At 70.8% G+C, this 21,461-nt stretch carries 21 protein-coding genes; 19 read left to right on the top strand and 2 right to left on the bottom strand.

Going from position 1 to position 21,461, the window contains the following annotated elements:
• Positions 1 to 101 precede the first annotated feature (101 nt).
• Positions 102 to 641, top strand: a complete 540-nt coding sequence (locus OHB44_RS26760; protein WP_330438573.1) for a hypothetical protein — start codon at positions 102 to 104, stop codon at positions 639 to 641.
• Between the two features lie 22 nt (positions 642 to 663).
• Here OHB44_RS26760 and OHB44_RS26755 read toward each other — a convergent pair whose 3' ends face one another.
• On the bottom strand, positions 664 to 900 hold the full coding sequence (locus OHB44_RS26755) for a flavin reductase (protein WP_330438572.1): 237 nt from the start codon (positions 898 to 900) through the stop codon (positions 664 to 666).
• 252 nt (positions 901 to 1,152) lie between these two features.
• On the opposite strand from OHB44_RS26755, the gene OHB44_RS26750 reads away from it, so the two are divergent.
• The 5 genes from OHB44_RS26750 to OHB44_RS26730 all read left to right on the top strand — a co-directional run bounded on the left by OHB44_RS26750 (position 1,153) and on the right by OHB44_RS26730 (position 5,173).
• Positions 1,153 to 1,956, top strand: a complete 804-nt coding sequence (locus tag OHB44_RS26750) for a helix-turn-helix domain-containing protein (RefSeq protein WP_330438571.1) — start codon at positions 1,153 to 1,155, stop codon at positions 1,954 to 1,956.
• Positions 1,947 to 2,138, top strand: coding sequence for a DUF397 domain-containing protein (locus tag OHB44_RS26745; RefSeq protein WP_330438570.1), 192 nt, complete (start codon positions 1,947 to 1,949; stop codon positions 2,136 to 2,138). The genes OHB44_RS26750 and OHB44_RS26745 overlap by 10 nt, the downstream gene beginning before the upstream one ends.
• 297 nt (positions 2,139 to 2,435) lie before the next feature.
• Positions 2,436 to 3,224 (top strand): ABC transporter permease, encoded by a 789-nt coding sequence (locus OHB44_RS26740; RefSeq protein WP_330438569.1) that lies wholly within the window; start codon positions 2,436 to 2,438, stop codon positions 3,222 to 3,224.
• Positions 3,225 to 3,276: 52 nt separating this feature from the next.
• Positions 3,277 to 4,086 (top strand): ABC transporter permease, encoded by an 810-nt coding sequence (locus OHB44_RS26735; protein ID WP_330438568.1) that lies wholly within the window; start codon positions 3,277 to 3,279, stop codon positions 4,084 to 4,086.
• A gap of 64 nt (positions 4,087 to 4,150) precedes the next feature.
• Positions 4,151 to 5,173: a YihY/virulence factor BrkB family protein gene (locus tag OHB44_RS26730; RefSeq protein ID WP_238686896.1), complete on the top strand. Its 1,023-nt coding sequence runs from the start codon at positions 4,151 to 4,153 to the stop codon at positions 5,171 to 5,173.
• 72 nt (positions 5,174 to 5,245) lie between these two features.
• Here the strand turns inward: OHB44_RS26730 and OHB44_RS26725 are convergent, their stop codons facing one another.
• Positions 5,246 to 5,719 carry a hypothetical protein gene (locus OHB44_RS26725; RefSeq protein WP_238686897.1) on the bottom strand — a complete coding sequence of 158 codons (474 nt, stop codon included), beginning with the start codon at positions 5,717 to 5,719 and terminating at the stop codon, positions 5,246 to 5,248.
• A 533-nt stretch (positions 5,720 to 6,252) separates the two neighbouring features.
• Between OHB44_RS26725 and OHB44_RS26720 the strand changes: the two genes are divergently transcribed.
• The 13 genes from OHB44_RS26720 to OHB44_RS26660 all read left to right on the top strand — a co-directional run bounded on the left by OHB44_RS26720 (position 6,253) and on the right by OHB44_RS26660 (position 21,424).
• Entirely contained in the window at positions 6,253 to 7,431 is a 1,179-nt protein-coding gene (locus OHB44_RS26720; RefSeq protein WP_238686898.1) for an ROK family protein, read from the top strand.
• Positions 7,432 to 7,564: 133 nt separating this feature from the next.
• Positions 7,565 to 9,073, top strand: a complete 1,509-nt coding sequence (locus OHB44_RS26715; protein WP_238686947.1) for a sugar ABC transporter ATP-binding protein — start codon at positions 7,565 to 7,567, stop codon at positions 9,071 to 9,073.
• Positions 9,070 to 10,197, top strand: a complete 1,128-nt coding sequence (locus OHB44_RS26710; RefSeq protein ID WP_091408995.1) for an ABC transporter permease — start codon at positions 9,070 to 9,072, stop codon at positions 10,195 to 10,197. The genes OHB44_RS26715 and OHB44_RS26710 overlap by 4 nt, the downstream gene beginning before the upstream one ends.
• Before the next feature lie 98 nt (positions 10,198 to 10,295).
• Entirely contained in the window at positions 10,296 to 11,348 is a 1,053-nt protein-coding gene (locus OHB44_RS26705; RefSeq protein ID WP_238686900.1) for a substrate-binding domain-containing protein, read from the top strand.
• 54 nt (positions 11,349 to 11,402) lie between these two features.
• Positions 11,403 to 12,578 carry a Gfo/Idh/MocA family protein gene (locus OHB44_RS26700; RefSeq protein WP_372488403.1) on the top strand — a complete coding sequence of 392 codons (1,176 nt, stop codon included), beginning with the start codon at positions 11,403 to 11,405 and terminating at the stop codon, positions 12,576 to 12,578.
• 572 nt (positions 12,579 to 13,150) lie between these two features.
• Positions 13,151 to 14,317: an inositol-3-phosphate synthase gene (locus tag OHB44_RS26695; protein ID WP_238686902.1), complete on the top strand. Its 1,167-nt coding sequence runs from the start codon at positions 13,151 to 13,153 to the stop codon at positions 14,315 to 14,317.
• Positions 14,301 to 15,260, top strand: a complete 960-nt coding sequence (locus OHB44_RS26690) for an SCO3242 family prenyltransferase (RefSeq protein ID WP_238686903.1) — start codon at positions 14,301 to 14,303, stop codon at positions 15,258 to 15,260. The genes OHB44_RS26695 and OHB44_RS26690 overlap by 17 nt, the downstream gene beginning before the upstream one ends.
• Positions 15,257 to 16,225 (top strand): sugar phosphate isomerase/epimerase family protein, encoded by a 969-nt coding sequence (locus OHB44_RS26685; RefSeq protein WP_266304718.1) that lies wholly within the window; start codon positions 15,257 to 15,259, stop codon positions 16,223 to 16,225. Before OHB44_RS26690 ends, OHB44_RS26685 begins: the two co-directional genes overlap by 4 nt.
• Before the next feature lie 57 nt (positions 16,226 to 16,282).
• Complete coding sequence (locus OHB44_RS26680; RefSeq protein ID WP_330438567.1) at positions 16,283 to 16,891, top strand: EboA domain-containing protein; 609 nt, start codon at positions 16,283 to 16,285, stop codon at positions 16,889 to 16,891.
• Positions 16,892 to 17,749 (top strand): TatD family hydrolase, encoded by an 858-nt coding sequence (locus OHB44_RS26675; RefSeq protein WP_238686906.1) that lies wholly within the window; start codon positions 16,892 to 16,894, stop codon positions 17,747 to 17,749.
• Entirely contained in the window at positions 17,749 to 18,948 is a 1,200-nt protein-coding gene (gene eboE, locus OHB44_RS26670; RefSeq protein ID WP_330438566.1) for a metabolite traffic protein EboE, read from the top strand. The genes OHB44_RS26675 and eboE overlap by 1 nt, the downstream gene beginning before the upstream one ends.
• Positions 18,945 to 20,360 (top strand): alkaline phosphatase family protein, encoded by a 1,416-nt coding sequence (locus OHB44_RS26665; RefSeq protein ID WP_330438565.1) that lies wholly within the window; start codon positions 18,945 to 18,947, stop codon positions 20,358 to 20,360. The genes eboE and OHB44_RS26665 overlap by 4 nt, the downstream gene beginning before the upstream one ends.
• Positions 20,357 to 21,424 (top strand): polyprenyl synthetase family protein, encoded by a 1,068-nt coding sequence (locus OHB44_RS26660; protein ID WP_330438564.1) that lies wholly within the window; start codon positions 20,357 to 20,359, stop codon positions 21,422 to 21,424. Before OHB44_RS26665 ends, OHB44_RS26660 begins: the two co-directional genes overlap by 4 nt.
• Positions 21,425 to 21,461: the final 37 nt, after the last annotated feature.

Raw genomic sequence — 21,461 nt, 5'->3', positions numbered from 1 at the left:
ACACGGCGAAGTGGACAGTCCGACTTCCTGAAACCCGAGTCGATCAAGCACCAGCCAGGACCGTAGGGTGACGGCGGTCTGTCGTAAACCGGGGGAGTTTCATGTCTGATCTGGTGACCGCCAACCGACGTCAGGCCGGGCTCACCGCCCTCTACCTGGGCATCTTCGCGATGGTCTGGTTCAGTGTGCCGGCGGCGGAGCAACCGCTGCGTGGCCTGCTCGTGGTGGGCAGCATCGTCGCGCTGCTCACCGCCGTGCTGGGCGGTGTGCTGTCCTCCCGCCTGCGGGGTGCCGGCAGCCCTCGGGACCGGGCCGCCGACCGCCCGTACCTGCTCATCGTCGTGGCCGAGTTCGCCGCCGCCGGGCTGGGTGCAGCCGTGCTGGTCGCTGCCAACTGGTCCGAGTACGTTCCGGTGCTGGTCTGCCTGGTGGTCGGTCTGCACTTCTTCCCGCTCGCCCCGCTCCTGCGGGATCCGTTGCTTCGCCCGCTCGGTGCCGCGCTCTGCCTGGTGGCGGCGGTGGGCCTCGTCACCGGCCTCGCCTCGGCGGTCTCGGCCGGCCTGGTGGTCGGCATCGGCGCGGGAGTGCTGCTGCTCGCCTACGCCGTGCAGGCGCTGGTCCGCGCGTACCGACCGGCCTGACCGGCTGCCAACGAATCGCCGTTCAACGGGCTCTGGCCCAGGTGAGGAATCGGTCGGTCAGTCGGTCGTGACCGGCCTGGCCGGCGAGGTCCCCGGCCGCCTCGTAGAGCAGCGTGGCGAGGTAGATGAGCAGGCCGATCCGGTCCTCGCGGTACTCGCCGAGCAGCGCCAGGCGGGCCGGCGAGCAGGGCCACGCCGCGCCGCAGACCCGGCAGCGCCAGGATGGGCGTGCCGCTACGTGTGGGCGGTACCGCGGCATCAGAGCCCGCCGCCGTGATGAGCCGACCCTGTCAGTCGCACGAGGGAACCTCCATCGGGTGGGTGGGAGCGCCCCGGATCGGGGGTCACGGGTCGCTCCCGGCCTGGTTCCGCCCGCCGTCTGGATCCCGTGAGCGGTTCCGCTGCGTGACAGTCTGGTGAAGACCCGACTACGGTGGGAGGTTCCGCACGCCGACGACCAGCGCGTACGGCGATCGGCCCGGCACGGTACGGGAATGTACGGAGGGTGTCCGTGGAGAGTTCGTCCATGCTGGAGCACTTCGCCGAGGAGTTGCGACTGGCCCGGGCTGCCAACGGGATGTCGCAGTCGGCGCTGGCCGAGGCGTTGAGCTATTCCGGGGCGCTTGTCGCCAAGGTGGAGACATCCGAGCGCCGGCCGAGTCTGGACTTCGCCCGCCGGTGTGACGCGGTGTTCTCGGCCGACGGTCGGTTCGAACGCATCCAGCGGCGGATCAGCCGGGAGGCAGTGGTGCCGTGGTTCCGCGACTGGGCCGGCATCGAGCAGGAAACCACAGCGCTGCGCTCGTTCGAGCCGCTGTGTGTGCCAGGACTCTTGCAGACCGAGGGGTACGCCCGCGCGCTACTGACCGGTGGCGGCTTGTTCGCGGCGGACGAGGTCGAGCAGCAGGTGGCAACCCGGCTGGACCGTCAGAGACTGCTCACCCGAGACCGGCCTCCGCTGCTCACTGCCGTGATCGACGAGCACGTGCTGCGCCGATCTGTCGGTGGGCCGGAAGTCATGCACGAGCAAGTTCAGCACCTCGTGAAGCTCGGCACGGCGTTCCCGAGGGTCCGAATCCAGGTAGTGCCGACTCCCGCCGGTGCTTACGCTGGGCTCGGAGGGCCGTTCGTGATCGCAAGCTCGTCGCAGGGGGAGGACCTTGTGTACCTCGCTGGACAGCGTCACGGGCAGGTCATCGACCGCGCCGATTACGTCCGTCAGATGGTCGAGGTGTGGGAGTCGATCCGGGGTGAGGCACTATCGCACGGGCAGTCCCTCGATCTCATGGCGGAAGTGGCGGAGACATGGATTTAACCGGTGCCCGGTGGCGCAAGAGCATTCGTAGCGGCCCGGATGGCGGCAACTGCGTGGAGGTTGCCGGCAACCTGCCTGGGCTGGTGGCTGTCCGCGACTCCAAGGACCCGACCGGCCCCGCGCTGGTCTTTCCGCCCGACGCGTGGCGCACGTTCGTCAAGTCCGACGCCGTTGGCCGGTAGATAGCGGCCACGCGTCTAGATCAACTCGGTCTTCAGGGAGTCGGGCCGTTGGGGCGGCTCCGACACCGCGACTTTCAGGAAGCCGAGTCGATCAAGGGCGACGCCGCGACCGGGCGACGCCGCGACCGGGCGACGCCGCGACCGGGCGACGCCGCGACCGGGCGACGCCGCGAAACCAGGGCGGCGCGGGGAAACCGGGGCGACACGTCGGCGGGGTCGTCGTAGGGTGACCGGCGGTCTGTCGTACCCCGGGGGTAGACAGGTCGTGGTGGTCGGCGCGGTGGGCGGGGTGGTCGGGTGAGTGCGGCGGGATCGGCGCGGTTCCCATGGGTGCCGGCGTACGCGGTGTTCGAGCACTACCTGGTGGGTCTGCGGCGCACCTGGCGGGCCGGGGTGTTCTCGTCGTTCCTGCTGCCGGTCCTGACCGTCCTCGGCTTTGGGTTCGGCGTCGGCGCCTACATCGACCAGGGCGTCGGCGGGGTGCGTTACCTCGACTGGCTGGTCCCCGGGCTGATCGCCTCGACAGCGCTCCAGGTGACAGTCGGTGACTCGACCTGGCCGGTGTTCAGCAACTTCCAATGGGTCAAGACCTACTTCGCGCAGGGCGCGTCACCGCTGCGGGTCAGTGACATCGTGGCCGGGCACCTGGCCTTCGTGCTGTTCCGGGTGCTCACCACTATCGTGGCGTTCCTGCTGGTCACCGGGCTGTTCGGGGCGTTGCGGTCGCCGTGGGCGGTGGTCACCCTGCCGGTGGTGGCGTTGCTCGGGCTGGCCGTCGCCGCGCCGACCTTCGCGTACGCCGCGTCGGTGTCGAGCGACAACTGGCTCGCGATGCTGTTCCGGTTCGCGGTCATCCCGATGACGCTCTTCGCCGGGGTGTTCTTCCCGGTCGAGTCGTTGCCCGACGCGCTGCGGTGGCTGGCGTACGTGACGCCGTTGTGGCACGGCGTGGACCTGTGCCGCGCGGCCACGCTCGGCGTCGCCCCACAGTGGTCGATCGTCGGGCACCTGCTCTACCTGGCCGCCTGGGCGGTCGCCGGCTGGTTGCTGGCGGTGCGCGCGTTCCGTCGCAAGCTCGTCGTCTGAGCAGCAGCCCGTCGTCTGAACAGCAACCCGAAGAGCAAGCAGAGAGGGTGCCGTGGTCACGCTGATCCTGCCCCGGCTGGTCGACGTCTCCGCCGCGTCCCGGCGGTCGGCGTCGGTGTTCGAGCGCAACGTCGCGGCGCTGAAGCCGGCCTACTGGCTGCTGCTGCTCTCCGGCTTCGTGGAGCCGCTGCTCTACCTGCTGTCCATCGGGGTGGGCGTCGGCGCGCTGGTCGGCGACCTGCCGTTGCCCGGCGGGCGGCTGGTCTCGTACGCCGAGTTCGTGGCCCCGGCGATGCTCGCCTCCTCGGCGATGACCGGGGCGATCTCGGAGACCACATTCAACTTCTTCGGCAAGATGAAGTACATGAAGCTGTACGACGGGGTGATCGCCACCCCGGTACGGCCGTTCGAGATCGCCGTGGGCGAGTTGGGTTGGGCGATGCTGCGGGGGAGCGCCTACTCGGCGGCGTTCCTCGGTGTGATGGTCGCGCTGGAGTTGACAAGCGTCACCCGCGCGCTGACCGCTCTCCCGGCCGCGGTGCTTGTCGGCTTCGCGTTCGGTGCGCTCGGCATGGCGATCTCCACCTTCATGCGCAGTTGGCAGGATTTCGACCTGATGGCCTCCGCGCAGTTCACGCTCTTCCTCTTCTCCGGCACCTTCGTTCCGGCGCAGGCCTACCCGACAGTTCTGCACTGGCTCGTCGAGATCACCCCGCTGTACCGGTCGGTGCACCTGATCCGCGGGCTCGCGCTGGGCGGTGATGGCTGGCTCTGGCTGCTCGACGTGCTCTACCTGCTGGCGATGATGGCGGTCGGCTTGCTCGTGGCCTCCCGTCGAATGGCGAGGTTGCTCTACAAGTAGGGGTTATCCGCGCCCGTCGACGGGGCATGTCCGGAGGTGACACCGCCGACCAGGAGGAGGGGCGATGACCTCGGACGAGTCTTCCGCCCAGCGTGAGCGTGATCCGGCCACCACGCCGGTCGGGCCCGACGCGGGCCCGGACAGCCCCACCGACCTGCCCGGCAGCGGCTGGAAGGCGGCGATGCGCCGGACGATCACCGAATTCCAGGACGACAGCCTGACCGACTGGGCGGCGGCACTGACCTACTACGGGGTGCTGTCCATCTTCCCCGGCCTGCTGGTGCTGATCTCCCTGCTCGGCCTGCTCGGCGAGAGCGCCACCGAGGGCGTCAAGGACACCGTCAACCAGGCCGTGCCGAACGACAGCATTCAGCAGATCATCGAGGGCGCGATCAATACCGCCCAGCAGAACGGCGGCCTGGCCAGCATCGCGGCGATCATCGGTCTGGTGGCCGCCTTCTGGTCCGCGTCCGGCTACATCGGTGCGTTCATGCGTGCGTCGAACACGATCTACGACGTGCCGGAAGGTCGGCCGATCTGGAAGACGCTGCCGATCCGGGCCGGTGTGACAGCGGTGATCGGCGTGTTGCTGCTGGTCTGCGCGGTGATCGTGGTCTTCACCGGCCGCCTCGCCGAGTCGGTCGGTGACGTGATCGGGCTCGGCTCGACGGCGGTAGCGGTGTGGGACATCGCGAAGTGGCCGGTGCTGCTCATCCTGGTCAGCCTGATGTTCGCGATCCTCTACTGGGCCTCGCCGAACGCGCGGCACGGCGGCTTCCGCTGGGTCAGCCCGGGTGGCGTGCTGGCCGTGGTGATCTGGCTGGTGATCTCCGGCCTGTTCGCCTTCTACGTGAGCAACTTCGGTTCGTACGACAAGACGTACGGGACGCTGGCCGGGGTGATCATCTTCCTGGTGTGGCTCTGGCTGAGCAACATCGCGATCCTGCTGGGCGCGGAGTTCGACGCCGAGCTGGAGCGTGGCCGCGCCATCTCGGCCGGTCACGCGGTGGACGACGAGCCGTACGTCGAGCTGCGCGACGACCGCAAGCTCAAGAAGAAGCGCAACCAGCGCGGTTCGGTCGGTTGAGGCGACGCGTCAGTGGCTGCCGGACCCGTGCCGGCCCGGCAGCCACTGACGCGCCTATTGTGGATCCGACCGTCAGCTACAGGCTGTGGTGAGGCACCAGCCGTTTAGCGTGACCACCTGCAGGTCGTTCACCTTGTGCCAACCGGGGTAATATTTGTTACCCACGCTGTCGTAGTAAATGTAACCGCTGGGCACCTGGAATCCGTCGGTGTCCCGGAATTCGTAGTAGTACCTCGAGTCGGATGCGCTGCCCTGGCCAGCCGGCAGCCACATCGTCTTGCTGTTGGTCGGCCAGTTTCCCGAGAGCTTGATGGATCGGCCGAGCCGGTTCTTCACCTCGCCGCAGAAGATCCCCGCGGTGCAGTTCCCGAGGGTGCCGAAGTCACCCTCAGCAGCGCTGGAAGCGGCCTGCCGGACGGGTGCCGCGGCCACAACGGCGACGTCGGAGCTGGTCGAGGACGGCGCCGCCTGGGCTGCCGATGGGGAGAATAGCGCGACGAACGCTACTGCGGACACGGCCGCGACAAAGCGCGTCGGTCGATTCATTGGGGTCCTTCCCGTCGGGGTGTTCGGGCACGCCAGAACGGAAGGTCATCGCGATTGGAGAATTGCGGTGCGCGACTCGCCCCGTAGCTGGCGATGCCCAGGAACGTTAACGACCATGTAGACGACTGTCAACGTCCTTTGCAATTGCGGAGACGGTGGCACCGACGATTCGGGTGGGCTGTGGACGTCCGTCTCGGTGGCGTAATCGCTGCTTGAGCGCATCGATACCGATTGACACCGATGGTGGGCCGATGGGCGCCGACGCACCTCCGTCGGGAGCGCGTGGAGGTCGGCGTCGCCGCGGTGGGGTCGGGGCGGGCTCACCCGGTCGGTGGGTGCCGGTACGACGACGGTTCACAGCGAAGCCGGCCCATCCCCTCGCAAGCGCGACCGAAACTTCTGTCCGTTTGAGCAAAAGTTAGCGTCGGAACAGCCGAAGCTCTGGACAGGCGATGCGACCGCTCTTACTGTGTCGGACACAACACATCGACATTGCGTCGATGTGAACGCTGCCAAAGTAGAGGGGGACCCGGGTGCGCACCGTCGACCCCCTACACGTGCGCCTGTTGCGGCTGCTCCGCGACGAGGGCGCCGTGTCCCGGGCCGAGCTGGGCGACCGGCTCCAGATGCCGCGTCCGCGCATGCTGGCCGAGCTGGACCGCCTGGTGACGCTGGGTTATGTGGCCGAGGCCGGGCTCGCCGCATCCCGGGGTGGGCGTCGCTCGACTCTCGTCGAGCTGAACCCGAAGCTGCGCTTCGCCGCCGTCGACCTCGGTGCCAGTTCGATGGACGTCGAGGTGGTCAACGGCCGCCTCGAACCGGTGGCCCACTACGCCGAGACTGCCGACATCCGCAACGGCCCGAAGGTGACCCTGCAACGGGTCAACGAACTTCTGCACAAGGCCCGGGTCGACGGCGCGTACGAGCGACTGGACGCGGTCGGCATCGGCGTACCCGGCCCGGTCAGCTTCCGTGACGGCGTTCCGGTGTCACCACCGATCATGCCGGGCTGGGACCGGTTCCCGGTGCGTGAGCTGCTCAGCCGGGAGCACGGCTGCCCGGCGGTGGTCGACAACGACGTCAACATCATGGCGATCGGCGAGCGGCACGGTGGGGTCGCCCACTCGGTGGACGACTTCCTCTTCGTGAAGATCGGCACCGGCATCGGGTGCGGCATCTACCTCACCGGCGAGGTCTACCGGGGCACCGACGGCTGTGCCGGCGACATCGGCCACATCCAGGTCGACTCGCACGGTCCGATGTGCTCCTGCGGCAACGTCGGTTGCCTGGAGGCGCTGTTCAGCGGCGCCGCGCTGGCCAAGGACGCCGCGGCCGCCGCCCGCAGTGGGACGTCGCCGGCGCTGGCCGAACGGCTGGCGCTGCGCGGTGTCGTCACCGCGCTGGACGTCGCCGAGGGCGCTGTCGAGGGCGACGTGACCTGCATCCAGTTGATCCGGGACGGCGGACGGCGCGTCGGCGGAGTGCTCGCCGGCCTGGTCAGCTTCACCAACCCTTCCATGATCGTGATCGGCGGAGGGCTGGCCCAGCTGGGCCACATCCTGCTCGCCGAGATCCGCAGTGTGGTCTACCGCCGGTCACTGCCGCTGGCGACCGGCAACCTTCCCGTCGTCCTGTCCGAGCTGGGCGGCCGCGCCGGTGTCACCGGCGCGGCGGTCCTCGCGAGCGACGTCGCCTTCGGGGAAGCCGCATGAAGCTGTTCGAGATTCCGTCGTGAGCGAGGAGGAGACTGTGGCTCTGCCCGAGGATGACCCCGCCACCGCGTCGGCCGAGGCCGTCGCCGAGGCGCCGCTGGTCGAGGCTCCCGCCGACACCGTCGCGGGCGAGGTGGTCCTGCGCCTCACCGATCTGGTGAAGACCTTCCCCGGCGTACGCGCGCTCGACGGCGTGCAGCTGGAGGTGCGTGCCGGCGAGGTGCACTGCCTGCTCGGGCAGAACGGCGCCGGCAAGTCCACCCTCATCAAGGTGCTCGCCGGGGTGCACCAACCGGATTCCGGGCAGGTGGAGTGGCGCGGTGAGCCGGCCACGTTCGCCAACCCGCAGGCCGCCATGAAGGCGGGCATCGCCACGATCTACCAGGAGCTCGACCTCGTCGAGGATCTGTCGGTGGCGGAGAACGCGTTCCTCGGGCACGAGTACCGCAACTTCGGTTTCGTCCGGCGCGGCCGGATGGCCCGGCACACCCGGCAGATCCTCGGCCGGCTCGGCCACGGTGAGATTCCGCCGGGGCGGATGGTCCGGTCCCTGCCGGCGGCCGGCAAGCAGATCGTCAGCATGGCGCGGGCGCTGTCACACGAGGCCCGACTGATCATCATGGACGAGCCGAGCGCGGTGCTGGCCCACGACGAGGTCGGCAACCTGTTCCGGATCATCCGAGAGCTGACCGCGCAGGGCATCGCCGTCATCTACATCTCCCACCGCTTGGAGGAGATCCGCGAGATCGGCGACCGGGTCACCGTCCTCAAGGACGGCCGGACCACGGCGGCGAACCTGCCGGCGCGCGACACCCCGACCCGCGACCTGGTGAGCCGGATGACCGGCCGCACCATCGAGTACGTCTTCCCGGACCGGCCGACCGACGACACCGCGGGCGCCGACCTGCTCCAGGTGCAGGGGTTGACCCGCACGGGCGAGTTCGCCGACGTGTCGCTGAACGTGCGTGCCGGAGAGATCGTGGGCATCGCGGGGCTGGTCGGCTCCGGTCGCTCCGAGCTGCTGGAGACGATCTACGGTGCCCGCCTCCCGGAGGCCGGCACTGTGCAGATGGACGGGAAGGTCCTCCGGCCCGGCGTCGGCGCGGCGGTTCGCGCCGGCATGGGAATGGCCCCGGAGGAACGCAAGAGCCAGGCGCTGCTGCTCGGCGAGCCGATCTACCGCAACGTCACGCTGGCCACCTTCGGCCGGTACGCGCGGCTCGGCTTCACCAACGCCGCCAAGGAACGCGCCGAGGCGGACCGGATCGCGGAGACCCTGGAGCTGCGGCCCCGGGACGTCGACCGGCCGGTACGCACGCTGTCCGGCGGAAACCAGCAGAAGGTGGTGGTCGGGCGTTGGCTGCTCGGCGGCACCAAGTTGCTGCTTCTCGACGAGCCGACCCGGGGCGTGGACGTGGGCGCCCGGGCCGAGCTCTACCAGGTCATCCGGGCATTGGCCGCTCAGGGCGTGGGGGTGCTGCTGGTCTCCAGCGAGGTGCCCGAGGTGCTGGGTCTGGCCGACCGGGTGCTGGTGATGCGGGAAGGGCGGGTCGTCCGCGAAGCCGCGGCCGGCGAACTCGACGAGAACACTGTGCTTGACCTCGTGATGGCGGGGTCCTTGATGGAAGGCGCACCGGCATGAGCGACGCGACTCCCACTCCCACCGCGACACCGGAGCGCCCGCAGCTTCCGGCGCAGTCGCCGCCGGTGGACCCGGCGGAGACGGCGGTGGCCAATAACAAGGCAGGATCCGGGGGCAAGCTCTCCTGGTGGCGCGGTGACGGTGGCGACGGCGCCAAGCGCAACCTCGGTCTGATCGGGGTGCTGGCCGCGCTCATCGTGGTCGGCGCGGTCACCAAGCCCGACCTGTACGGCGACCCGAACTGGGTCTGGAACAACGTCCTGGCCATTCTCCAGTTGGCCTCGGTCGTCGGCGTGGTCACCGTCGGGATGACCTTCGTGATCATCGGTGGCGGCATCGACCTGTCGGTCGGCGCGATCGTCGCACTGGCCGGGGTCTGGTGCACCACAGTGGCCACCCAGAGCTACGGCGCCGGCGGCATGATCTTCGCCGCCCTCGCTGTCGGCATCTGCGTCGGCCTCGTCAACGGTGTGCTCATCTCGTACGGGCGGCTGGTGCCCTTCATCGCGACGCTCGCGATGCTGGTGGCCGCGCGAGGGCTCGCGGCGTCGATCTCCAACAAGCAGACCCAGGTGTCGAGCAGCACCTTCATCAACGACATCGCCGCGCGCAAGGTGATCGGGATCCCGATCCTGGTCTACATCCTCGGCGCTGTCGTGCTGGCCGGTTGGGTGGTGCTCAACCGCACGACCTTCGGCCGGCGGACCATCGCCGTCGGTGGCAACCCGGAGGCGGCCCGGCTGGCGGGCATCAACGTCCGGCGACACACCATGCTGCTCTACGCGCTCTCCGGTCTCTGCTGCGGTATCGCCGCCATCATGCTCACCTCGCAGGCGACCTCGGCGCAGGCGGCGATGGCCAACCTGTACGAGTTGGACGCGATCGCCGCGGCGATCATCGGCGGGACGCTGCTCAGCGGCGGCCGGGGCACGATCGTCGGCTCGCTGCTCGGCGTCATCATCTTCGCCACCATCACGAACCTCTTCGCCATCAACGGCCTCTCCATCGAGGCGCAGAACATGGTCAAGGGCGGCATCATCGTCGCCGCCGTCCTGGTCCAGCAGTTCCAGTTCAAGTCAGTCACTCGGCTCCTCGCGCGGAACAGGGTCACCACCGCAACCTGACGCACCGCACCGTTGTCCTGGCGACGTCGAGAACGTTCGACGCTGGCCGGGCCTCGCACACCCTCAATAGGTCAAATCCCGCTCCCAGGAGGTCATTCATGACCCAGCACAGTCGCGACCTGTCGCGCCGCCGGTTGCTCTTCGGTGGAGCCGCAGTGGGCGCTGCCACCCTTCTCACTGCCTGCACCAGCAACGAGACCCCGGCCGCCAGCACCCAGACCAAGGCCGCCGGAAACACCGAAGGCAACAACGCCCCGGGCAAGAAGGTCGTCATCGGCTTCTCCGCCCCGGCCGCCGACCACGGCTGGATGGGCGCGATCCACGCCAACGCCAAGGCCCAGGCCGCTGCCTACTCGGACGTGGAGTTCAAGGAGGTCGACGGCGGGTCGAACTCCGAGGCCCAGCGCTCCACGCTCGGCACCCTGATCGCCCAGAAGCCGGACATCATCGTCGTGCTGCCGCACGACGGCAAGGAGGTCAACGCCGTTGCCCTCCAGGCGATGCAGGCGGGCATCCCGATCGTGAACCTCGACCGGGCGTTCCCCGACGCGCTGGCCTCGCGGCTGGTCATCAAGGGCGACAACTACGGCATGGGCGTCTCGGCCGGGCACTACATCGGCAAGATCCTCAAGGACAAGGGCGTCGCCAACCCGGTCATCGGTGAGATCGCCGGCCTGGAGATCCCGCTGACCGTCGAGCGCAGCGAGGGGTTCAAGGCCGCCCTGGCGACCTACGGGTTCACGGTGCGGAACCGCCGTTCGGCCGAGTTCACCTCGGACAGCGGTCAGCGTGAGGCGTCCCAGCTGCTCCAGGCGCTGCCGAAGATCGACGCCATCTGGAACCACGACGACGACCAGGGCATCGGTGTGCTCGCGGCCATCAAGCAGGCCAACCGGTCGGAGTTCTTCATGGTCGGCGGCGCGGGCTCCAAGCTCGCGATCGACGCCATCAAGGCCGACAACACCGTGCTGAAGGCCACTGTCACCTACAACCCGTCGATGGCCTCCTCGGCGGTCTCGCTCGCGCGGCTCATCGCGCAGGGTCGGGGCCTGGGCGACCTGACGGAGCTGCAGGTGCCCAAGGAAGTGACCCTGGCCTCGGAGACGATCACCAAGGAGAACGCGAGCAGCTACGACAAGCTCGGGTTCTGACATACCGGGGGGAGACCCACCTTGTCCACGACAGACAAAGAACTGCGGGTCGGCATGGTCGGCTACGCGTTCATGGGCGCCGCGCACTCACAGGCGTGGCGCACCGTGAACCGCGTCTTCGACCTGCCGGCGCGGGCCCGGATGGCGTTGATCTGCGGCCGAGACACAGCGAAGGTGGCTGACGCCGCCGACACACTCGGCTGGGACGCGTACACCACCGACTGGCGCGACCTGATCAACCGGGACGACATCGACGTTGTCGACATCTGCACCCCGGGCGACAGTCACGCCGAGATCGCTCTCGCCGCGTTGGCCGCAGGCAAGCACGTTCTGTGCGAAAAGCCATTGGCCAATTCGGTGGAGGAGGCACGGGCGATGACCGCTGCGGCGGACGTCGCCCGGGCCTCCGGAGTGCGATCGATGTGCGGGTTCAACTACCGCCGGGTCCCCGCGGTCACGATGATGCGCCAGTTGGTCGCCGACGGACGGCTCGGGGTGATTCGACACGTCCGTGCGACGTACCTGCAGGACTGGATCGTGGACCCGCAGTTCCCGCTGGTCTGGCGGTTGCAGAAGGACAGGGCGGGCTCCGGCGCGCTCGGTGACATCGGCGCGCACATCATCGACCTGACCCAGTTCGTGACGGGTCAGCGGATCAGCGGCGTCAGCGCGGTCACCGAGACCTTCGTCAAGGAGCGGCCGTTGCCGGCCGAGTCGAGCGGTCTGGCGGCCTCGGTGGACGGTCACACGGCGCCCACCGGGACTGTCACCGTCGACGACGCCGCGGTCTTCGTGGCGCGGCTCGACGGTGGCGCCCTGGCCACGTACGAGGCGAGTCGGTTCGCGACCGGCCGTAAGAACGCGCTGCGCGTCGAGATCAACGGCTCGCTGGGCAGCGTGGTCTTCGACCTGGAGCGACTCAACGAGTTGGAGTTCTACGACGCGACCCGCCCGGCCGTGGAGCAGGGCTTCAGCCGCATCCTGGTGACCGAGGGCGAGCACCCGTACATGTCGGCGTGGTGGCCCCCGGGCCACATCATCGGCTACGAGCACTCGTTCACGCACGAGATGCGCGATTTCATCGAGGCGGTCGCCACCGGTGTCGACCCGACTCCCTCCTTCGCCGACGCGTTGCAGGTCCAGCTGGTGCTGGACGCGGTGGCCCGCTCGGCGGAGCTCGGCTCCTCCTGGGCCGAGGTGGAACCGACGCTGACAGCGGCGGCCGTCTGACCATTGACCATCCGCGACGGCGGTGTTCGCACCGCCATCGCCCGACCGGCTTTCCGAAGCCGACCGGCGAGGGACCAGCCACGGATTGCGCCCCGTGGCCGGGACAGAGGTCGGCTTCGGAGAGCGTGCAGCCGGGCCTCACGGCCCGGTGGCGCACGAGCAGGACGGTCGTCCGGTGCGACCGGACCGGGATTCCCCGGCCGCACCGGAGGACCGCCACCACCGGGAAAGTTCCGGAGCACCTGATAGCACCGCCCGTCGCGGCGGCCTGAGACGCCCGGCCGGGGCATGCCCATGCCCCGACCGGCCGGATGCGGGGGAGGCAGGGTCGAGACGCCGACCCGACCCTGCCTACCAGCCCCGTCTGCTCGCACCCGCCGGGATCCGGTCCGGCGTCGTCGCCGCCGACGCCGACGTCGGAAGCCGGTGCTGTTCCGGTGTGGGGCGAGCGGACGGGGCCCATCCACCCGGCCCGAAACTTTCCGAAACTGGGCCGTATCTTTCCGAAACATATTCTGATATTCCTATATTTAGCGGTACCGACGGTTCCTCGTGAATGGGGAAGGAGCACCATGCGAACAGGTGTCTGGCTGGTAGGAGCGCGCGGTTCCGTCGCGACCACCAGCATCGTCGGGGCGCTCGCGCTGCGGGCCGGCCTGGCCGGGCCGACCGGCTGCGTCACCGAGCTTCCCGAGCTACGCGGCCCGGCCCTGCCGGCCTTCGCCGATCTGGTCTTCGGCGGACACGACCTGGCCACCACTCCGCTGTGCAAGCGCGCCGAGGCCCTCGCCGACGCCGGTGTCATCCCCTGGCGACTGGTCGCCGCGCTCCGCGACGAGCTGGGCGTGGTCGAGCAGGAACTGCGCCCCGCGCCGGTCGGTGACACCCAGGCCGACCGGGCCGAGGCCGTGGTCCGCGACCTGACCAGCTTCCGCGAGCGGCACGACCTGGACCGGGTGGTGGTGGTCAACGTCTCCGCCACCGAGCCGGCCCCTGACCCGCACCCCGCGCACGCCGACCCGGCCGCGCTACGCGCCGCCCTCGACGGTCCGGACGAGGTGCTGCCGGTCAGCTCCCTCTACGCGTACGCCGCAGTGCTCGCCGGCTGCCCGTACGTCGACTTCACCCCGTCCACCGGGCTGCGGCTGCCGGCGCTGGCCGCGCTGGCCGAGGAGGCCCGACTGCCGTACGCCGGGCACGACGGCAAGACCGGGGAAACCCTGGTCAAGTCGGTGCTCGCGCCGATGTTCGCGATGCGCAACCTGGCCGTGGGCTCCTGGTCCGGGGTCAACCTGCTCGGCGGTGGCGACGGCGCCACCCTCGCCGACCCGGCCGCGAACGCGGCCAAGGTGCAGAGCAAGCAGCGGGTGCTCGGCGAGACGCTGGGCTACGTCCCGCAGGGCGGCACCCGCATCGAGTACGTCGAGGAGCTGGGCGACTTCAAGACCGCCTGGGATCTGATCACCTTCAGCGGGTTCCTCGGCACCGGCATGCGGATGGAGTTCACCTGGCACGGCTGTGACTCGGCGCTGGCCGCGCCGCTGGTCCTCGACCTGGCCCGACTCACCGCCGCCGCACACGCCGCCGGGCAGGTGGGGCCGCTGGCCGACCTGGGCTTCTTCTTCAAGGACCCGCTGGGCACACCCACCCACTCGCTGGGCGAGCAGTGGGCCCGGCTGACCGCCTTCACCCGGCAACTGAACGACGGCGGAGACGGTGACCATGACAACGTTGGCTGATCTGGCCGAGCTGGTCCGGGCCCCGGCCGCGCTCTCGGTGCCCGGTGACGTGATCGCCGGGGCCGCGGCGGCCGGGGCGTTGAGCCCGCGTACCCCCGCCCTGGCCGGCGCTTCGGTGCTGCTCTACTGGGCCGGCATGGCCGCCAACGACTGGGCTGACCGGCGTCTGGACGCCGAGGAGCGGCCCGAGCGGCCGATTCCGAGCGGGCGGGTCACCCCGGCCGCCGCTGTCGGTCTCGCGGCGGGCCTCACGGCCGCTGGCGTGGGCCTGGCCGCCGCCGCGGGCGGTCGCCGCGCCGTCGCGCTGGCCGTGCCGCTGGCCGCCACCATCTGGGGGTACGACCTGCTGGCCAAGAACACCGCGGCCGGCCCGGCCGTGATGGCCGCCTGCCGAGGGTTGGACGTGCTGCTCGGCGCGTCCGGCGGCCGGATGACCCGGGCGTTGCCGGCGGCGGCCACCGTCGCCGCGCACACCTGGACGGTCACCGCGCTGTCCCGCCGGGAGGTCACCGGCGCCGACGCCACCCTGCCGATGCGGACCCTCGCTGGCACCGCGTTGGTCGCCGTCAGTGCCGCCGTCGCCGTGCCGGGCGCCCGACGCGCGGCCCTCCGCACGACGAACCAGGCCGGGGCCACCGACCGGGCCGACACCGTCGACGAGACCGGTGCGCGCGCGGGTCGCAGCCGGTCGGCCACCATCGCGGCGGTGCTGCCCGCAGTGCTGGCCGGCTGGTACGCCGCCCGGTACGGCGCGGCCCAGGCCGAGGTCGTCCGGGACCCGTCGGCCGGGCGGGTCCGCGCTGCCGTCGGCGCCGGGATCACCGGGTTGCCGGCCCTCCAGGGCGCTCTCACCGCACGGGGTGGAGCGGGTCTGCTCGGGGTGGCCGTCGCGGCGGCCGCGCCGCTGGGTCGACGGCTGGCCCGGAAGGTCTCCCCGACATGAGCGTCCCCGAGCCCCGGCCCGGTGCGTCGGCCGCCGACGCCACCACGCTGCGCCTCGGGTACGGCACGAACGGCTTCGCCAACCACCGCCTCGACGACGCGCTCGCCGTCATCGCCGACCTCGGCTACGACGGGGTGGCGCTCACCCTGGACCACGACCACCTGGACCCGTTCGCGCCCGGGCTCACCCGCCGGGTCGCCGCCGTCGGTCGACGGTTGGAGTCGCTGGGCCTGGCGGTGGTCATCGAGACCGGCGCCCGCTACCTGCTCGACCCGTGGCAGAAGCACGCACCGACGTTGCTGCACGACGACCCGACCCGGCGGATCGAGTTCCTACGCCGGGCCGTGCGGATCGGCGCCGACCTGGGCGCGGAGGCGGTCTCGTTCTGGGCCGGTGTTCGACCCGAGGCGGTGTCACAGCAGTGCGCCTGGGACCGGCTGGTGGCCGGCTGCGCCACGGTGGTCGACGCGGCCGACACCGCTGGCGTCACACTCGGCTTCGAACCGGAGCCGGGCATGCTGGTGCAGGACATCGCCGACTGGCGTCGGCTGTACGCCGCGCTCGACAATCCGGCCCGGTTCGGCATCACCCTCGACATCGGCCACTGCCGGTGCCTGGAGCCCTGGCCGGTGCCGCAGTGCGTCGCCGAGGTGGCCGACCACCTGGTCAACGTGCAGATAGACGACATGCGCCGAGGCGTGCACGAGCACCTGGAGTTCGGCGTCGGCGAGATCGACTTCCCGCCGGTGCTGGCCGCGCTGCGCGACGCCGGCTACCGCGGCCTGGTCGCCGTCGAGTTGCCCCGCGACTCGCACGCCGCACCCGCCGTGGCGGCCCGGTCGATCGAGTTCCTGCGTGCCGCCGCGGCCACCGAATACGACCCTGCCCGCACCCTTTGCTCTGCACCCGCCGAGGCGACACCCGCCGAGGCGACACCCGCCGAAGAGGCCCCGGTGCATATGTAGGTGCAGAGCAAAGGGTGGCGACGGGGCACCGGGGAGCAGCACAAGGGAGGAGACGGGATGACACCGGATTCACTACGGGCCGCGCTGGGAGGCGTACCCGATCCCGAATGGCTGGACACGGCCCTGCGCCGGCTCAGCACCGAGCCCACCGCGATCACCCGGCTCTTTCCCGCCGTCGGCCGACGCTGCGGTCGGGCCGCGCTGCCCGACGCCCCCGGCTGGACCGCCGACGACGCGGCCCGGGTGCTGCTGCTCACCAGCCTGCCCGGCGAGCACGCGACGTACGCCGAGCGCCTCTACCAACACGGTGACGCGGCCGAGCGACGAGCGGTGCTGCGCGCCCTGCCGCTGCTGCCGATCGGCGCCGACGGGGTGGCGTTGCTGCACGACGCGATCCGGACCAACGACACCCGGCTGGTCGCCGCCGCGCTCGGCCCGTACGCCCGGCACCTCGACCAGGCCGCCTGGCGGCAGGCGGTGCTCAAGTGCGTGTTCAGCGGGGTCCCGCTGGTCACCGTGGCCGACCTGGACACCCGGGCCGACGGCGAGCTGACCGCGATGCTGGCCGCGCTGGCCGCCGAACGGCACGCCGCCGGCCGGGAGTTGCCCGCCGATGCCAACGACCTGCTCCACCGGCTCACCGCCGCACTGCCCCGGGAGGCGTGAATGCGCATCTTCGACCCCCACATCCACATGACCTCACGCACCACCGACGACTACGAACGGATGGCCGCCGCTGGGGTGCGCGCCGTGGTCGAACCGGCGTTCTGGCTGGGCCAGCCCCGCACCAGCGCCGCCTCGTTCACCGACTACTTCGACTCGTTGATCGGTTGGGAGCCGTTCCGGGCCGGGCAGTTCGGGGTGCGCCACTTCGCCACCATCGCGCTGAACCCCAAGGAGGCCAACGACCCACGCTGCCGGCCGGTCCTCGACCTGCTGCCCCGCTACCTGGACAAGGACGCGGTGGTGGCGGTCGGCGAGATCGGGTACGACTCGATGACGCCCGAGGAGGACGAGGCGTTCGCGGCACAGCTCGCGCTCGCTGTGGCGTACGACCTGCCGGCGCTGGTGCACACCCCGCACCGGGACAAGGCGCGCGGCTGCGAGCGGACCCTCGCCGTGGTCGCCGAGTCCGGCATCGACGCGGGCCGGGTGGTCGTCGACCACCTCAACGAGGTGACAGTGAAGCTGGTCCGCGACAGCGGCTGCTGGCTGGGTTTCTCCATCTACCCGGACACCAAGATGACCCCGCAGCGGATGGTGGAGTTGCTGCGGGAGTACGGCACGGAACGGATGCTGGTCAACTCGGCAGCCGACTGGGGGCGGTCCGACCCGCTGCTGACCCGAGCCACCGGCGAGGCGATGCTCGCGGCCGGCTTCAGCGACGACGACGTCGACACGGTGCTGTGGCGAAACCCGGTGGAGTTCTACGGGCAGTCGGGGCGACTCGACCTCAGCGACCTGGAGACGGCCGCCGCAGTGGACCCGCAGACCGGCAACTCGATCCTGCGCGGCGGTAGCTGATGCGGCTGCGACATGCCGGCGGTGAGACCGTCCACCTGGGCTACTGCACCAACGTGCACCCGGCCGAGGACCTGGCCGGCATCCTCGGTCAACTGGACACCTACGCGGTGCCGGTCCGCGAGACGCTCGGCAGCGACCTGCTCGGGCTCGGGCTGTGGCTGGCCGCCCCGGTCGCCGCCGAGCTGGCCGCCGACCCGACGCTACGCCGCCGGTTGCGCACCGAGCTGGACGCGCGCGGCCTGGAGGTGGTCACCCTCAACGGCTTCCCGTACGCGGCCTTCCAGGCCCCGGTGGTCAAGCAGGACGTGTACCACCCGGACTGGACCACCGAGCAGCGCCTGACCTACACCCTCAACCTGGCCCGGGTGCTCGCCGACCTGCTGCCCGACGACGCCGCCCGAGGTTCGATCTCCACGCTGCCGCTGGCCTGGCGTCATCCGTGGGACGCCGGCCGGGCCGACACGGCCCGACGCCGGTTGGACCAGCTGGCCGCCGGCCTGGCCGACGTGCAGCGGGACACCGGCCGTGAGGTGCGGATCGCCTTCGAGCCGGAGCCCGGCTGTGTGGTGGAGAGCACCGGTCAGGCGGCTGAGCTGCTGTCCGGGATGGACACCGACCGGCTGGGTGTCTGCCTCGACCTGGCCCACCTGGCCTGCGCCTGGGAGGAGCCGGCCGAAGCGCTGCAACGACTGCGGGCGGCCGGGCTGCCGGTGGTGAAGGTGCAGGTCTCGGCCGCTGTCGAGGCCGCCGACCCGGAGGGCGGGGCCGAGGCGTTGCGCCGCTGGGTGGAGCCGCGCTTCCTGCACCAGACCCGGGGCGCCGGTTGCGCCGGTCTGGCCGACCCGGCCGACCCGACGTGTGCGGCCGACGACCTGGACGAGGCGCTGGAGCGGGCGTTGCCCGGCCCGTGGCGGGTGCACTACCACGTGCCGCTGCACGCCCCACCCGAGGAGCCGCTGGGCTCGACCCTGCCGGTGCTCCGCGCGGCCCTGAGAGCGCTCTTCGACGGCCCGGCCGCCGGCTGCGACCACCTCGACGTCGAGACGTACACCTGGGGGGTGCTGCCGGCCGCACGACGGCCCGGCACCGACGCGGAGCTGGCCGCCGGCATCGCCGCGGAGCTGGCCTTCGCCCGGGACGAACTGGTCGGCCTCGGCCTGACCGCAGAACGATCCGTGAGCATGGGAGTGACGCGATGAGTCGGCGACTGGTGGTCCTCGACGTGGTGGGGTTGACGCCCCGACTACTGGCGCACATGCCTCGACTGCGCGGGGTGGCCGACGGCGGCTTCCGGGCCGAGCTGGGCACAGTGCTGCCCGCCGTCACCTGCTCGGTGCAGTCCACCTTCCTCACCGGCGAGCAGCCCAGCGGGCACGGGATCGTCGGCAACGGGTGGTATTTCCGGGAGCTGGGCGAGGTGCTGCTGTGGCGGCAGCACAACGCGCTGGTCGGCGGGGACAAGCTCTGGCAGGCCGCCCGTCGGGCCGAACCCGGTTACACGGTGGCCAACGTCTGCTGGTGGTACGCCATGGGCGCCGACGTCAACTGGACGGTGACGCCCCGCCCGGTCTACTACGCCGACGGGCGCAAGGAACCGGACTGCTACACCGACCCGCCGGAGCTGCACGACGCGCTCACCGGGCGGCTGGGCACCTTCCCGCTCTTCACCTACTGGGGGCCGACCGCCGGGTTGCCGTCGTCGCGGTGGATCTGCCAGGCGGCCGAGCAGATCCTCGCCGACGTGTCACCGGACCTGACCCTTGTCTACGTTCCGCACCTGGACTACGACCTGCAACGCTTCGGTCCCTCGTCGGCCGAGGCCGCCGCGGCGGCGGCCGAGTTGGACACGGTGCTCGGCCCGCTCCTGGACGCCGCCCGGGCCCGGGACGCCACAGTTGTGGTGTTGTCGGAGTACGGCATCACCGACGTGTCCCGCCCGGTGGACGTCAACCGGTTGCTGCGCGCCGAGGGCCTGTTGCGGGTGCACACCCAGGCGGGCATGGAGTACCTCGACCCGTGGACGTCGAAGGCGTTCGCTGTCGCCGACCACCAGATCGCGCACGTCTACGTCAAGGATCCGGCCGACGTGCCGGCGGTGGCGAAGCTCTGCGCCGGCCTGCCCGGGGTGGCCGAGGTGCTCGACGCCGAGGGCAAGGCGGCACACGGTCTGGATCATCCGCGCGCCGGTGAGCTGGTGCTGGTGGCCGAGCCGGACTCCTGGTTCACCTACTACTACTGGCTGGACGACGCCCAGGCACCGGACTTCGCCAGGCTCGTGGAAATTCACCGGAAGCCGGGCTACGACCCGGCGGAGCTGTTCTTCGACCCGGCCAACCCCGGTGCCGCGAAGGCCCGGGCCGGCGTCGCCCTGGCCCGCAAGAAGCTCGGTATGCGATACCTGATGAGCGCTGTCGGCCTCGATTCCGGCGCGCGGGCGGTGCGGGGCTCGCACGGGCGGCTGCCGGACGACCCGGCGGACGGCCCGGTGCTGCTCTGCTCCGACCCGACCGCGGCCCGGGACAAGATCGCGGCGACCGAGGTCAAGGCGCTGCTGCTGGAGCTGGCCGGGCTGAGCCCCGGCGGTGCCGGCGGGTCGGGGGAGGGCTCATGACGGTCACCGTCGCGCCCACCGACGCCAGCGAGCTGCGGGCGCGCTTCGACGCGGAGCTGGCCGGGTTTCTCAGCCGGCAGGGCCCGGACTGGCCGGACGGGGCCCCGCGCGGCGTGTTCACCGCGCTGCAACGGTTCGTGCTGGCCGGTGGCAAACGGCTACGACCGCTGTTCTGCTACTGGGGTTGGCGCGGCGCGGGGGCGGCCGACGGCACCCCGATCGTGGTGGCGGCGGCGGCCCTGGAGCTGTTCCACGCGTTCGCCCTGATCCACGACGACATCCTGGACGGCAGCGACCGCCGTCGGGGTGAGCCGTCGGTGCACCGGCTCTTCGCCGACCTGCACGCCCGCTCGTCGTGGCGCGGTGACCCCGAGGCGTACGGCCGCAACACCGCCCTGCTCTGCGGGGACCTCTGCGCGGCCTGGTCGGATCAGATGTTCCACGAGTGCGGGCTGAGCACCGAGCAGGTGCACCGGGGGTACGGCGTGTTCGCGCTGATGCGTACCGAGGTGATCGCGGGGGAGTACCTGGATCTGGTCTCGGGTGTGGGTGACGGCTCGGTGGCCAGCGCGCTCACAGTGATCCGGATGAAGGCCGCCCGGTACACGGTCACCCGGCCGTTGCAGATCGGTGCTGCCCTGGCCGGCGCGGGGCCGGAGCTGATCGCCGCGTTGGGCGAGTTCGGTGACCCGCTGGGTGACGCGTTCCAGCTCCGCGACGATGTCCTGGGCGTGTTCGGTGACCCGGCGGTCACCGGTAAGTCGGTCCTGGACGACCTGCGTGAGGGCAAGCCCACTGTCATGATGGCGCTGGCCCGCAGCGCCGCCGACCGGCCGCAGACCATCCGGCTGCGGGAGCTGTTCGGCAACCCGGCGTTGGACGCCGAGGGCGCGGCGGAGCTGCGCGACATCATCGAGGCGACCGGCGCGCGGGAGCGGATCGAGCAGATGATCCGGGTCCGGACCGAGGCCGCGCTGTCCGCCCTACAGAACGCCATGGTGGCCGACGAGGCCCGCGCGGCCCTGGTTGCGCTGGCCGGGCAGACGATCGACCGACGCGCCTGACCGGCGACTTTCGATCAAATCGACAAAAGTTGATGCT

This window comes from Micromonospora sp. NBC_00821 (assembly GCF_036347035.1).
In the GTDB taxonomy this organism is placed as follows: domain Bacteria; phylum Actinomycetota; class Actinomycetes; order Mycobacteriales; family Micromonosporaceae; genus Micromonospora; species Micromonospora hortensis.
Note: the sequence above shows the minus strand (reverse complement) of the source record. Positions and strands in the feature narration are given on the sequence as shown.